This window comes from Pseudomonas sp. Marseille-P9899 (assembly GCF_903166565.1).
Taxonomy (GTDB): domain Bacteria; phylum Pseudomonadota; class Gammaproteobacteria; order Pseudomonadales; family Pseudomonadaceae; genus Aquipseudomonas; species Aquipseudomonas huaxiensis.
In genome coordinates, this window is record NZ_CAESCG010000002.1 from 1,336,595 (window position 1) to 1,350,324 (window position 13,730).

Annotated in this window: 12 protein-coding genes and 1 pseudogene; 10 read left to right on the top strand and 3 right to left on the bottom strand. The window is 62.1% G+C overall.

Features of this window, described 5'->3' with window-relative positions:
- Positions 1–23: 23 nt before the first annotated feature.
- Positions 24–638 (bottom strand): TetR/AcrR family transcriptional regulator, encoded by a 615-nt coding sequence (locus HWV67_RS15455; RefSeq protein ID WP_110971170.1) that lies wholly within the window; start codon positions 636–638, stop codon positions 24–26.
- Positions 639–844: 206 nt separating this feature from the next.
- Between HWV67_RS15455 and HWV67_RS15460 the strand changes: the two genes are divergently transcribed.
- The 8 genes from HWV67_RS15460 to HWV67_RS15495 are packed head-to-tail and all read left to right on the top strand — an operon-like array spanning position 845 to position 9,136.
- Entirely contained in the window at positions 845–1,606 is a 762-nt protein-coding gene (locus HWV67_RS15460) for an SDR family NAD(P)-dependent oxidoreductase (protein ID WP_175651850.1), read from the top strand.
- Positions 1,603–2,778, top strand: coding sequence for an acyl-CoA dehydrogenase family protein (locus HWV67_RS15465; RefSeq protein ID WP_110971168.1), 1,176 nt, complete (start codon positions 1,603–1,605; stop codon positions 2,776–2,778). The genes HWV67_RS15460 and HWV67_RS15465 overlap by 4 nt, the downstream gene beginning before the upstream one ends.
- Positions 2,775–3,842, top strand: coding sequence for a phosphotransferase (locus HWV67_RS15470; RefSeq protein WP_175651851.1), 1,068 nt, complete (start codon positions 2,775–2,777; stop codon positions 3,840–3,842). Before HWV67_RS15465 ends, HWV67_RS15470 begins: the two co-directional genes overlap by 4 nt.
- On the top strand, positions 3,839–4,636 hold the full coding sequence (locus tag HWV67_RS15475) for an enoyl-CoA hydratase/isomerase family protein (protein WP_175651852.1): 798 nt from the start codon (positions 3,839–3,841) through the stop codon (positions 4,634–4,636). Before HWV67_RS15470 ends, HWV67_RS15475 begins: the two co-directional genes overlap by 4 nt.
- The gene (locus HWV67_RS15480; protein WP_175651853.1) at positions 4,629–5,789 is read left to right on the top strand and encodes an acetyl-CoA C-acetyltransferase; all 1,161 of its coding nucleotides are present in this window, start codon (positions 4,629–4,631) and stop codon (positions 5,787–5,789) included. Before HWV67_RS15475 ends, HWV67_RS15480 begins: the two co-directional genes overlap by 8 nt.
- Position 5,790: 1 nt before the next feature.
- Positions 5,791–6,768: an NAD(P)H-dependent flavin oxidoreductase gene (locus HWV67_RS15485; RefSeq protein WP_110971164.1), complete on the top strand. Its 978-nt coding sequence runs from the start codon at positions 5,791–5,793 to the stop codon at positions 6,766–6,768.
- 16 nt (positions 6,769–6,784) lie between these two features.
- Positions 6,785–7,561 (top strand): enoyl-CoA hydratase-related protein, encoded by a 777-nt coding sequence (locus tag HWV67_RS15490; RefSeq protein WP_175651854.1) that lies wholly within the window; start codon positions 6,785–6,787, stop codon positions 7,559–7,561.
- Between the two features lie 45 nt (positions 7,562–7,606).
- A complete protein-coding gene (locus HWV67_RS15495) occupies positions 7,607–9,136 on the top strand; it encodes an acyl-CoA synthetase (RefSeq protein WP_175651855.1) in 1,530 nt (509 codons plus the stop codon).
- Positions 9,137–9,331: 195 nt separating this feature from the next.
- On the opposite strand, the gene HWV67_RS15500 is transcribed toward HWV67_RS15495, so the two are convergent.
- Entirely contained in the window at positions 9,332–9,874 is a 543-nt protein-coding gene (locus HWV67_RS15500; protein ID WP_175651856.1) for a DinB family protein, read from the bottom strand.
- 245 nt (positions 9,875–10,119) lie between these two features.
- Between HWV67_RS15500 and HWV67_RS15505 the strand changes: the two are divergent.
- Both HWV67_RS15505 and HWV67_RS15510 read left to right on the top strand, forming a co-directional pair.
- Positions 10,120–10,405 (top strand): annotated as a pseudogene (locus HWV67_RS15505) (transposase); the annotation flags it as partial.
- A gap of 60 nt (positions 10,406–10,465) precedes the next feature.
- Entirely contained in the window at positions 10,466–10,903 is a 438-nt protein-coding gene (locus tag HWV67_RS15510) for a T6SS immunity protein Tdi1 domain-containing protein (RefSeq protein ID WP_175651857.1), read from the top strand.
- A 288-nt stretch (positions 10,904–11,191) separates the two neighbouring features.
- Here HWV67_RS15510 and HWV67_RS15515 read toward each other — a convergent pair whose 3' ends face one another.
- Positions 11,192–13,639 (bottom strand): TonB-dependent siderophore receptor, encoded by a 2,448-nt coding sequence (locus HWV67_RS15515; RefSeq protein ID WP_256680123.1) that lies wholly within the window; start codon positions 13,637–13,639, stop codon positions 11,192–11,194.
- Between the last annotated feature and the right edge of the window lie 91 nt (positions 13,640–13,730).

The following is a 13,730-nucleotide window of genomic DNA, read 5'->3' on the forward strand; positions in this document are numbered from 1 at the left end:
ACAGTTGCGTTGCGTTGCGTGGCTCAGCGCGGCGCGAATCCGCTGGTCAGCAGGTCGACCATTTGCGCGGCCACCTCTTCCTTCGTCTGCTTGCCATCCGGGGAGAACCAGCGCGCGGGCCAGTTGAGCGCGCCGGCCAGGGTGAAGGCCAGCAGCCGCGCGTCGCAGGGCGCGACGGAACCGTCGGCGATGGCTTCTTCGATCAGCCCGCGCATGGCCCGGTCGATATCACTTTTCAGGGCGCGGAAGCGGGTCCGGCCTTCCTCGGACAGGGCTTCGTCGCCGGTGCGGATCACGCAGCGGCCGAAGTCATCCATGTTGATTTCCGCGTAGCGCCGCAGGTAGCTGCGCAACCGGTCGATGCCTTGGCCGGGCTCCTGGCGCGCCTTGTCCGCGGCGTCGATCAGTTGTTCCAGGCCGTGGATGACGCACTGCAGCAGCACCTGTTCCTTGTTGCCCAGGTAGTGATAGATCGTCGGTTTGGAGATGCCCAGGCTGACGGCCACATCGTCGAGCAGGGTGGCGTGGAAACCACGCTCGTTGAAGATCCGCACCGCCGCGCGGAGCACGGCCTGGCGCTTGGCTTCGCGCTCCTGTTGCTTCTGCGTTGCGCTGGTGAAGGGGGAGGTTTCGGTCACGGTGTTCATTCCATTTTTCGGGTGTGGGGTGCGGCGTCTGTTGGAAGCTCGCTTTCCACTTTCAGGGATTTTCGACCTTGACAGGCCAGTGATCGGAATTCTAGCCTACTGACGAGTAGATATTCTACCGATGAGTTAAATCAGTGGTTTTCCTGCTCGCGGCAGAGCTCGCTGTCCCAACAAGAACAAGCAAGAGGATGTGCTCGATGAAGATTCAAGATGTGGCTGCAGTAGTAACCGGCGGCGCGTCCGGCCTCGGTGGCGCGGTGGCCTCGCGGCTGGCGGCGGCCGGCGCCAGGGTGGCGATTCTCGACCTCAACCAGGAACTGGGCGAAGCCCACGCCGCTGCGATCGGCGGCCTGTTCATCAAGGCCGATGTCACCGACGAGGCCGGCGTCCGGCATGCCCTCGAAACCGCCGAAGGGGTGCACGGCAAGGCGCGCATCCTGGTCAATTGCGCGGGCATCGGCCCGCCCGGCAAGGCGCTATCCCGCGACGGTTCGGCGCTGCAGCTGGCCGACTTTGCGCGAATCGTGAACATCAACCTCAACGGCAGTTTCAACGTGCTGTCGAAGTTCGCCGAGCGCCTGCACCTGGCTGATGCCGACGGGGAAGAGCGCGGCGTCATCATCAACACCGCGAGCGTCGCCGCCTTCGACGGGCAGATCGGCCAGCCGGCCTACGCCGCGTCCAAGGCCGGGATTGTCGGCATGACCCTGCCGCTGGCGCGGGAGTTCGCCCGCTACGGCATCCGCGTGATGACCATTGCACCGGGGATTTTCCTCACCCCGTTGCTGGCGTCGCTGCCCCAGGACGTACAAGACTCCCTCGGTCAGCAGGTGCCGTTCCCGAGCCGTCTCGGCCAGCCGGACGAGTTCGCCTTGCTGGTCCAGTCGATTGTCGAAAACCCCATGCTCAACGGCGAAGTCATTCGCCTGGACGGCGCAATCCGGATGGCCGCCCGATGAGCTTCCACGATCTGCAACGGGCCACGGAGATTGCCGACCGGGTCGAGCGTTTTGTTCGCGACGTGGTGGTGCCTTACGAAGCCGACAACCGCCGCGATCACCACGACTGCCCCACCGACGAACTGGTGTTGGAACTGCGGGAGCTGGCCCGCGAAGCGGGGGTTCTGACCCCGCATATCCTTGCCGATGGCAGCCACCTGAGCCAGCAAGGCACGGCGCTGGTGCTGGCCAAGACCGGCCTGTCGCCCCTCGGACCGCTGGCCTGCAATACCTGCGCGCCGGATGAGGGCAACATGTATTTGCTCGGCAAGGTCGGCAGCCCGTTTATCAAGGAGCGTTTTCTCGAGCCGCTGGTCCAGGGCACCGCGCGCTCGGCCTTTTTCATGACTGAACCCGCCGAGGACGGCGGCGCCGGATCCGATCCGTCGATGATGCAGACCACCTGCCGGCGCGACGGAGACCACTGGGTGATCAACGGCCGCAAGGCCTTCATCACCGGTGCCCAGGGCGCGCAGATCGGCATCGTCATGGCCAAGGCCGAGGAGGGCGCCTGTATGTTTCTCGTCGCCCTGCCTGACCCGGGCATCCGCATCGAACGCATTCCGCGCACCATCGACAGCTCCATGCCCGGCGGCCATGCCATCGTCGCGCTGGACAACCTGCGGGTGCCCGCCGAGCAGATGCTGGGCGAGGCCGGCGAAGGTTTTCGCTACGCGCAGATCCGCCTGGCGCCGGCGCGGCTGTCGCATTGCATGCGCTGGTACGGCGCCTGCCTGCGGGCCAACGAAATCGCCACCGACTACGCCAACCGGCGCATGGCGTTCGGCAAGTTGCTGATCGACCACGAAGGCACCGGTTTCAGCCTGGCCGAAAACCTGATCGACCTGAAACAGGTGGAATTGCTTATCAACTGGTGCGCCAGCGTGCTGGACAGCGGCGCGGCGGGCGGCACCGAGAGTTCGATGGCCAAGGTCGCCGTCAGCGAAACCCTGATGCGCGTCGCCGATCGCTGTGTGCAGGTCATGGGCGGCAGCGGCCTTACTGAGGACTCGATCGTCGAACAGGTGTTCCGCGAAATCCGCGCGTTTCGCATCTACGACGGCCCCACCGAAGTGCACAAGTGGTCGCTGGCGAAAACCATCAAGCGTGAATGGGCGAGGGCACGGCAATGACGGCAGTGGAGCAAAAGGCCAATGCCGGCGCGGGTGAAGTGCGCGCCGACATGACGTTCGATGAGCGCGCCCTGGCCCACTGGCTGCGGGACAACGTGGACGGATTCGCCGGCCCTATGACCGTCCTGCAGTTCAGGGGCGGGCAGTCGATTCCCACCTACCAGATCACCACGCCGACCAGCAGTTACGTGCTGCGGCGCAAGCCTTCCGGGGTCTTGCTCAAAGGCGCCCACTCGATCGAACGCGAGGCGCAGGTTCAGCAGGCGTTGGGCGGCGTGGGGTTCTGCGTGCCGAAGATCTTCGCGGTGTGCACCGACGCTTCGGTGGTGGGCACGCCCTTCTATGTGATGGAACGCGTCGAAGGACGGATCTTCTGGGACGCCACTTTTCCAGAGGTCAGCGCCGAAGAACGGCCGCGCTATTTCGATGCCATGAACCAGACCCTGGCGGCCTTGCACAGCATCGAGCCCGATGCGGTCGGGCTGGGTGATTTCGGCAAGTCGGGCAACTACTTCTCGCGGCAGATCAGCCGCTGGACTTCCCAGTACCTGGCGGACGAAGCCGCAGGCCGCGATCCGGACATGGACCTGCTGGTGGAATGGCTGCCGGGGATGATCCCGCCCGGCGACGAGACGCGGATCGTGCATGGCGACTTCCGTTGCGACAACATGATCTTTCACCCGCGCGAGCCGAAAGTCCTGGCGGTGCTGGACTGGGAACTGTCGACCCTCGGTCATCCGCTGGCCGACTTCGCCAACCACGCGATGATGTACCAGATGCCCCCCGACATCGTTGCCGGCCTGGCCGGTGCCGATCTGCAGCGCCTCAACATTCCCGCGCAATCGGCGTATGTCGAGCGCTACTGCGAACGCACCGGCCGCGCGTCCATTCCGGCCTGGGAGTTCTACATCGCCTTCAACCTGTTCCGCATGGCGGCGATTTTCCATGGCATCAAGGGGCGGGTGATTCGCGGCACGGCCGCCTCGGCCCACGCCCGTGAGCGGGCCAAGAGTTTCCCCGTGCTGGCCGGGCTGGCACGCCGCGCGCTGGAGGAGTGCCGATGAACGATTCAGTGCTGCTGGATATCCACGAAGGTGTCGCCACCCTCACGCTGCACCGCCCCGACCAGGGCAACGCAATCGACCTGCCGATGGCCCAGGCATTGCTTCGCGCAGCCATCATCTGCGACCAGACGCCGGACCTGAAATGCGTGGTGCTGACCGGCAGCGGCAAGCTGTTCTGTGCTGGCGGTGATCTGCAAGCCTTCACCGAGGCGGGTGACGGGATTTCCGGTTTTCTCAGCGAGTTGGCGGGCACCCTGCACCTTGCCATCTCGCGCCTTATGCGCATGGACAACCCCTTGGTTACGCTGGTCAACGGCGCGGCGGCCGGCGCTGGCCTGAGCCTGGCGCTGATTGGCGACGTTGTTCTGGCTGAGCCCGCCGCGTCCTTCACCCCGGCCTACGGCGCGATTGGCCTGAGCCCTGATGGCGGCCTGAGCTGGATCCTGCCGCGGCTGACCGGCCTGCGCCGGGCGCAGGAACTGATCCTGCTCAACCAGCGTTTGACGGCGGCGCAGGCGCACGGCCTTGGCCTGGTTTCGCGGGTGGTCGACGCCGGCCAGTTGCAGGCCGAAGGCGCGAGCGTGGTGGCAACGCTGACCGCAATGAACCCTGCGGCGCTCGGCAGCGTCAGGAAGCTGTTGCTGGAAAGCCACGGCACCCCGTTGGAAACGCAACTGGAAAACGAGGCCCGCAGCATCGCGGCCCTCGCGACACAGCCTTGTGTCCGTGACAAAGTCGCTGCCTTCGTTGCGCAGCGGCTCCCTAAAAACAAGAAGGAGTTGAGTCATGGCTGATGCCTACATTGTTGCAGCCGTTCGCACTGCGGGCGGGCGTCGTAACGGCAAACTGGCCGGCTGGCATCCAGCGGACATGGGCGCCGAAGTACTCGACGCACTGGTTGAGCGCTCGGGAATCGACCCGGCTGCCGTCGATGATGTGATCCTCGGCTGCGTGACCCAGGCCGGTGAGCAGGCGTTCGCCTTCGCCCGCAACGTGGTGCTGGCGTCGCGGCTGCCACAGAGCGTGCCGGCGGTCACCATTGACCGCCAGTGCGGCAGCTCGCAGCAGGCGGTGCAATTTGCCGCGCAGGCGGTCATGTCCGGGTTCCAGGACGTGGTCATAGCAGGCGGCGTGGAAAGCATGAGCCGGGTGCCGATGTTCTCCAACCTGTCCTTCCACGAAAAGGAAGGCATCGGCATCGGTCCGTTCAGCGCCCGGATTCAGGAGCGCTTCAAGGTCAGCAGCTTCAGTCAGTTCGCCGGTGCGCAGATGCTGGCGGAGAAGTACGGCCTCGACCGCCTGTCCCTCGACCGCTTCGCGCTGGCCAGCCACCAGCGGGCGGCGCGGGCGACCGAAAACGGCGCCTTCCGCGATGAAATCATCGGTCTGGCGACGGCGGACGGCCTGCACCTGATCGACGAAGGCATTCGCTTCGATGCGTCGCTGGAAGGCATCGGTTCGGTTAAGCCGTTGCAGGAAGGCGGCGTGGTCACCGCCGCCAACGCCAGCCAGGTGTGCGACGGCGCTTCCGGGGTCCTGGTGGTCAGCGAACGCGCCTTGAAAGCCCATGGCCTGACGCCCATCGCGCGGATCATCGACATGACCGTTACCGCGGGCGACCCGGTGATCATGCTCGAAGAGCCGATCTTCGCTACGCGTAAGGCCCTGAAGAAAGCCGGCCTGAGCATCGCCGATATCGATCTGTATGAAGTCAACGAGGCGTTCGCTCCCGTTCCGCTGTCCTGGCTGGACGCGCTTGACGCCGACCCCGAGCGGTTGAATGTCAACGGCGGGGCGATTGCTCTCGGCCATCCGCTGGGATCGTCCGGGACCAAACTGATGACCACCCTGATCCACGCCCTGAAAGCCCGCGGCAAGCGCTATGGCCTGCAAACCATGTGCGAGGGCGGCGGCATCGCCAACGTCACGATTCTGGAGGTGCTGTGAGATGAGCTTTCGTAACCGTGTGACCGAATTGCTCGGCATCCGCCACCCGATCGTGCAGGGCGGCATGATGTGGGTCGGCCGGGCCGAGCTGGCCAGCGCCGTCTCCAACGCCGGCGGCCTGGGAACGCTGACCGCGCTGACCCAGCCGACCCCCGACGCGCTGCGGCGGGAAATCGACCGCTGCCGGAGCATGACCGACAAGCCATTCGCGGTGAACCTGACTCTCCTGCCCTCGGTCAACCCGCCGCCTTACGCGGAGTACCGCCAGGCGATCATCGATTCCGGCGTGCGTATTGTCGAAACCGCCGGCAACAAGCCGCAGGAACATGTCGAAGCGTTCAAGGCCCACGGCCTGACCGTCATTCACAAATGCACGGCGGTGCGCCATGCGGTGTCGGCGCAGCGCATGGGGGTCGACATCATTTCCATCGATGGCTTCGAGTGCGCGGGGCACCCCGGTGAGGACGACATTCCCGGCCTGGTGCTGATTCCCGCCACTGCCGACAAGGTGACCATCCCGATCATCGCCAGCGGCGGCATTGGCGACGGGCGCGGCCTGGCTGCGGCCATGGCCTTGGGCGCGGAAGGGGTGAACATGGGCACGCGCTTCTGCGCGACCCGTGAGGCGCCGATTCATGAGGCGATCAAGCGCTTCCTGGTGGAGAACGATGAGCGTGCCACCCACCTGATCTTTCGCCGGTTCCACAACACCGGGCGGGTCGCGCGCAACAGCGTGTCGGATGAAGTGGTGCGCCTGTCCCAGGCAGCCGAAGCCACGTTCGAGGACATCCGTGGCTATGTGTCCGGCGCCAAGGGCCGCGAGGCGCTGGAGACCGGTAATCTCGACGCCGGGTTGGTCTGGGCCGGACAGATCCAGGGGCTGATCCGTGACGTGCCCAGTTGCGAAGAACTGCTGGAGCGCATGGTCAGTGACGCCCGCGACATCATCAATCGCCGTCTCAGCGGCATGCTGGCCTAGGTCGGGAGAGAGAACGATGGAATATCAATTCATCCGCGTGGTCCGCGAAGGGCACCTGACAATCGTCACCCTGCAGCGGCCGGATGCCTACAACGCCATGAACTACGCAGCCCATGAAGAGCTGCAGCGCGCCTTTGACGACTTCGCCAGCGACGATGAGCAGTGGCTGGCGATCCTTACCGGTAGCGGGAGCAAGGCGTTTTGCGCCGGGCATGACCTCAAGCAGCAGGCCAATGGCGGCGATCTCGGTACCCCGCCGGCGGGGTTCGGCGGGCTGACTGCTCGGTTCGACCTGCACAAACCGGTGATCGCCGCCGTCAACGGCGTGGCCATGGGCGGTGGCTTCGAGCTGGCGCTGGCCTGCGACATCATCGTCGCGTCGTCCAATGCCGCCTTCGCACTTCCCGAGGCCAGGATTGGCCTGGCCGCGCTGGCCGGCGGCATGCTGAGGCTTCCCGCGCTGATCGGCCTCAAGCGCAGCATGGGCATGCTGCTCACCGGGCGTCGCGTCAGCGCCAGCGAAGGGGTACAGCTTGGTTTCGTCAACGAAGTGACGGAAGGTGACGTGATGGACCTCGCCCGGCGCTGGGCCGATGACATCCTCACGTGCAGCCCGCTGTCGGTCCGGGCGACCAAGCAAACGGTGATGCGCGGCCTGGATGTGTCGGTGGAGCAGGGCATGGGCGATCAGTGGGACTATCCGCAGGTCCGCGCCATGCTTGCCTCGGCGGACGCCGTCGAGGGTCCGAAAGCCTTTGCCGAGAAACGTGCCCCGGTCTGGTCGGGGCGTTGAATCCGCGTGCTGTACGCCCTGACAACGACAATAAGAGAAAACGCCATGCACCCGTTGATTCACGCCCGCACCAACCCCGACAAGCCTGCCTGTGTCCTGGTTTCCAGCCAGGAGGTCCTGACCTACGGCGAACTTGATGCCCTCGCGAACCAGGCCGCCCATCTGTTTCGCAGCCTTGGCCTCACGCGCGGAGACACCGTCGCGGTGGTGCTGGGCAACGATTTCGAGATATTCGTGGTGGCCTGGGCCACTCAGCGCATCGGGCTTTATCTGACTGCGGTATCGACCAAGACCTCCGTGGGCGACCTCGCCTACGTGTTGGAAAACTCCGGTGCCAAGGCGCTGATGGCCGGCCGCGCCTATGCCGACGTCGCCGAACAGGCGGCGAAGCAGGTCGGCTCAGCTACCCTGCAGGTCTTCAGCAGCGCCCCTGGCCGCCGTTCATTGCGCGAAGCTTGTGAAGGCCTGCCGACCACACTGGTGTGCGACCCCAGCCCGGGTTCCGACATGCTCTATTCCTCCGGCATGACCGGCCGCCCCAAGGGCGTCAAACCGCAGTTGCCGGAAGGCTCGATCGAAGCGCCGATCCCGCTGATGCGTCTTGGCGAGGCGCTTTACGGGATGAATGGCGACAGCCGCTACCTGTCGACGTCGCCGTTGTACCACGCGGCGCCGCTGCGCTGGGCGATGGTGATCCAGCGTTTCGGCGGGACGGTGTTCATCATGGAGCGCTTCGACGCGGAGCAGTCACTGGCGCTGATCGAGCAGCAGCGCATCACCCACTCGACCTTCGTCCCTACGCACTTCGTGCGCATGCTCAAGCTCGATCCGGCGGTTCGGCAACGCTATGACTACGGCTCGCTGCAGGCGGTGATCCATGCCGCGGCGCCGTGCCCAGTGCCGGTCAAGCACGCCATGATCGACTGGTGGGGGCCGGTCATCCACGAGTACTACTCCGGCACGGAAACCTGCGGCATCACCGCCCTGGATTCGGCGCAGTGGCTGAGCAAACCGGGCTCGGTGGGGCGCGCGGTGCTGGGCACGATAAAGATCCTCGGTGCGGACGGCGAAGAACTGCCGCCGGGTACCCAGGGCGATGTCTACTTCGCCGACGGCCCTCGTTTCGAGTACCACAACGACCCGGAAAAAACCCGCCAGGCGTACAACGACAAAGGCTGGGCAACGCTGAACGACATTGGCTGGGTCGATGATGACGGCTACCTGTTCCTGACCGATCGCAAGAGCTTCATGATCATTTCGGGCGGCGTGAACATCTACCCGCAGGAAATCGAGAACCTGTTGATCACCCACCCCGACGTCGAGGACGCGGCGGTGATCGGCGCGCCTGACGACGAGATGGGCGAGCGGGTGGTGGCGGTCGTACAGCCCCGGGCGGGCACGGCCGGGAGTGCCGAATTTGCGGAGACGCTTCGCCGCTTCGTCCGTGACGGCCTGGGTGGGGTCAAGTGTCCGCAGCAGTTTGATTTCCGCAGCGAGTTACCGCGTGAGCCTACGGGGAAGCTGATGAAGCGGTTGTTGAAGGCTGAGTATGAGGCGGCTCATCGCGGGTTTTAGGTGCGCTTGAACCAATTGGGGCTGCTTTGCAGCCCTTCGCGAGCAAGCTCGCTCCCACTGATCCAAGGTTCGGCAGGGGAGCTGTGGGAGCGAGCTTGTCGGGGCGCCGAGCCGTCGCGAAGGGCCGCAAAGCGGCCCCAACATAGGCGCGAAAACGCCAACTGACTGGCATCAGGCTTGGTGTTGGTTTTTATATTACGTGCGCGGCTCGGAAGGAATGAGCCCAACCAAATCAGTATCACCAACGTCGACACCCGCTTGTGAAAGCAACGTAGTAACTTGGCCTCGGTGATGAGTCTGGTGGTTGAAGAAATGCATGACCAAGCCATAAAAGCTCTTGTCCGCGGGGACCCCTTTCATGCTTGTGTAATTGAGCGTGTAATCCAGATCCGGCTCTGTAATGGCGCGGGACCACTCGACAATTACCTGATCGAGCCAAACGCGATGTGCTGAAAGTTCGCGGATATTCGAGAACAGTAATTGGTCGAGGCTTTGCGGGGCAGGGAGCTGTCGAATCGGCTCCAGAGCCAGGTGATTCGCTGGGTGCCCGGCAAAGCGCTTCAACCAGATAGTGTCCCCGGCCACCAGATGGTTCAACGTCCCGAGGATAGAACCAAAGAACGCTTTCCTGTCCACGGACAGCTCTTCATCTGTCAGCCTTCGGGCGGCCTCATAAACCTTGGCGTTCATCCAATCGTTGTAGGTCGCCATCAGGCAGATGTGAGTGGTGCGGTCCATCGTGTTCGTCCGGTGAGTGAAAACTTGATAAGCGATCCACGCTTATCTGAAGGTGCGGCCATTCTAGAGCAGAGCTTTTTGACGTGCCCCCGGTTTTGTGGGTGCATCGCTGGCTGCTTTGGATTGACTGCGGATAGTGGTGAGCGATTGCTTTCGTCCCATTGTTATTTGGCAAACACGTGCATCCGAACTCGCCCACGCCGCGTGGAAAACAGACTTGTGCGCGAGCCCGGTCGGAATGCCCGAAACGGCAAGCCCGGCGAAACGTCGAGCCATGTGGCTGACCCGACGATTGATGCCGGACTTGAAAACCATCGCGAGCTTCCGAAAGGACAACAGCAAGGTCATCCGAGGCGTCTGTCGCCAATTCGTTGTACTGTGTCAGCAGTTGGATTGTTCGGTGAAAATCTGGTCGCCATTGATGGCAGAAAATTCAAAGCCGTTAACAACTGCGCCCGTAACTTTACCAGCGCCAAACTGAAGTGGCGCATGGAAAAAATCGTATCGAGCATCAACCGTTACGCGCTGGATGATATGCAATAAAAGGCGTAGTGATGGTGGCATCAGAAACCTAAGGACAGTTAGATTTCTATGAGATTGATTGAAGAAATTGCTCACGCATGGGCTTGGGCTGGGCTCAAACCTACTGAAATTGTTGGCGAAAACGATTTCGGCAATCTTATCATCAAAGATATTGCGGGTAGCTATTGGCGCTTGTGCCCTGAAGATTTGTGTTGCAATCGTATCGCCAATAATCGCTCAGAGCTTGATGCTCTCTCCCAGAATCAGGAATTTTTGCAAGATTGGTACATGGAAGCATTGGTCAAACAGGCGAGGGATAAACTCGGTCTCCTTCGGCCAGGGTACAAGTACTGTCTGAAGATTCCCTCCGTTATGGGAGGGCAGTATGAAGAGGGCAATATGGCGATAATCTCACTTCATGAGCAGGTGACAATTTCAGGATACCTTGCCAAGGAGATTAACGACTTACCAAATGGTGCACAGATTCGTCTGAATGTGGCGGAGTGAAGTTTCTTACATAGCATTCCGTCCGCACGCCAAGACACACCCGAACGCAAGAATTTAACAGTCAGCTCTCCGCCCCTTGCTGGTAAATATCGAACGGATAGCGCATGCGATGCCAGTGAGTGTGGTCTTCTTTAAAGCGGCCGCTAAAGCCGCTTGAAAGTCGTTCACGCTCCTGGGCAATGAGGCGGCCCTCACCTGAGGAGCAAGGCCGTTGAGGCGATAGGCGGAGTGACAACGGAAACTGATCTGAACCGCCTGTATCAAGGCAGCAACTGATGCTCCTCGGGACTAGTTCTCGTAGCGCAGCGTGACGGCAAAGTTGCGGGGTTCGCCGTAATAGTTTCCGGTGTCCTGGCTGAAAATCGCGGTGTAGTACTTCTCGTCAAAAATGTTGTTGAGGTTCAATTGAACGCTCAGGTTCTGGTCAACCCGGAAGTTGGCGTTCAGGTCCACAAGGTTGTAGGCACTCTGCGACAGGCTGTTCAGGTACAGCTTGCTCTGGTGGTAGAAACTGGTACCCACTCGCCATTGATCCAGCTCGCCTGGCAACTGATAGCTGGTGGCGGCTTTGAACAGTCGCTGTGGCGAGTTTTCCGTGCCATAGGTGTCACCCTTGTTCGTACCCGCTACGTATTTTGGATGGCTGTAGGTGTAACCCATCGACGCATTCCAACCGGGCAGCAACTCGCCTGAAACCTCCGCATCGAACCCGCGGTTTCGTACTTTGGCCCCCTCAACGTAGCACCGCGAATCGCGAGTTGGCCCACAGACACGCCCAGCCTCCGGAACCACCTGTGGAAGGCCGGTCTGATCAACCTGGAACAGCGCCAGGGAGGTATTCAACCTGCCATCGAACAGCTCGTTTTTCACGCCGATTTCGTAGTTGCTGCCCGTAGTGGGTTCCAGCAGTTTGTTGTCGACGCTGTAGTTGCTTTGCATTTTGTAGATCTCGGTATAGCTGGCGTAGACCGAGGTGGTGTCATTGAGGTCATAGACGATGCCGCCGTAAGGAATGACCTTGCGGTTTTCCTTGAAACGGTCAGTCTCCCAGGGACCTTGGGTGTCATAGTCCACCCAGCTCAAGCGGCTGCCGAGAATGACGTGCAGGTCATCGGACGGGTTGAGGCGAGTGGCGGCGTACACCCCCTTGTCCTTGCGCACATGTCGGCTGGGCGTCAGGCGGCCAACTATTTCCGGTTTAGGGAACGCCGAGGTGTCGAAGTCGAGAATGTCGACTTTAGGGTTCACGCTGGATGACCCGGTTACGTACTGCAGTCTGTCGCGCCGCATGTTGGTACCTATCACGACTTCATGTTTCTGGCCCAGTAGGGTGAAGGCACCGTTAAGCGCGGCGTCGAGATTGATCTGCTCGTCATCGTAACGGGCGCTGTTCGGCCAGTACTGCATCGTCGAATCAGTGGCGTTGGTGTGATACCCAACCTGAGCGAGGAAGTCGGCGTTGGACCAGATCAGATTGGTGGCGACGGTAAGGTTCCAGTCCTCGTTGAAGCTGTGTTTGATATCGGCGAAAACGTTGCGGTTGATCTTGTCCAGGTGGGCCCATTTCCCGGCGAACGACGTCGAGCGCGAGAAATTGTAAGGGCTGCCATCCAGGTGCGTAGGCAATCCGCCCCAGTCGTATCCGCCGTTTTTTTCCTGCTGGAAGGACGCGCCCACGGCGACCGTGGTCGAGTCGCTCAGGTCGGCTTCGCCTATGGCGTAGAACAGCTGATTGTCCTTGTCGGCGTAGTCCTGGTAGCTATTTCGATTGTTGTACATCAGTACCGTGCGGCCACGCAGGGTGCCTTCTGCGTTGAGCGGGCCGCCGACATCGAGTTGGGTGCGGTAGTTGTCCCACGAGCCCGCGCTTATTTCCGCCTTGAGCTGGTAATCACGCGTCGGTCGTTTGCGAACCATATTAATCGCCGCAGACGGATTACCTGCGCCTTGCATCAGGCCGTTTGCGCCTCGGACAATTTCCACCCGGTCATACATGGCCATGTTGTTCACTGACATGACGTCCATCGAAAAACTTTCCGTGACGCTGCTCGGTAGGCCATCGAACTGCAGGTCGTCGACCTGGAATCCTCGTGAGTAGTAGAGCGGACGCTCTGTACCGAACCCTTTGACCGTGCTGATGCCGGTCGCTGCCTTGGCAACGTCTTCCAGGGATTGCATGTTCTGGTCGTCCATCTGTTGTCGGGTGACGACGCTGATGGACTGAGGCGTTTCACGCGGCGAAAGCCCCAACCTTGTTGCCGTGCTGGTGAGACCCGTGGTGTAGGAGCCCGTCCCCTCGGTTGTCTGCCCCAAGCGTGCCCCCGAAATGCTGGTTGCCCCGAGCTCAACGCTTCCCGCCGGCGCAGCCTGCACCAACACGTAGACGTCATTCGCACCGGCAATCGCCTGTAATCCGGAGCCTGCAAGCAACGCCGAAAAACCCTGCGCGACGCTGTAGCGCCCGTTGATGCCCGGGCTTTGTTTGCCTTGGGCCAGGGCCGTGTCAAACGACAGTACGACGCCCGCTTCGGTAGCAAACCGGTTCAACACCGTGACCAGTGGCCCCGCGCTGATGGCGAAGTTCTTTTGCTGGGCTTCGCCCTGCGAGGACGGCGTTTGGGCGGCGTGTGTCATCACGGGGGCGACCATCAAGAGCGAGGCGCCGAGTATTGCGAGGGTGAGCGTGCTTGGGGCTTTCAGGCCACTCTTGCGTGGGCTTGAGGGGATGTACAGCATGTTGTCTCCTGTTGGCGGGTGCAGGCATTTTTTTGAGTTTCTGCTAAGGGAGTCGCAGTGCTGCCGGGAAACCGACAACGCCCTTGAGAAT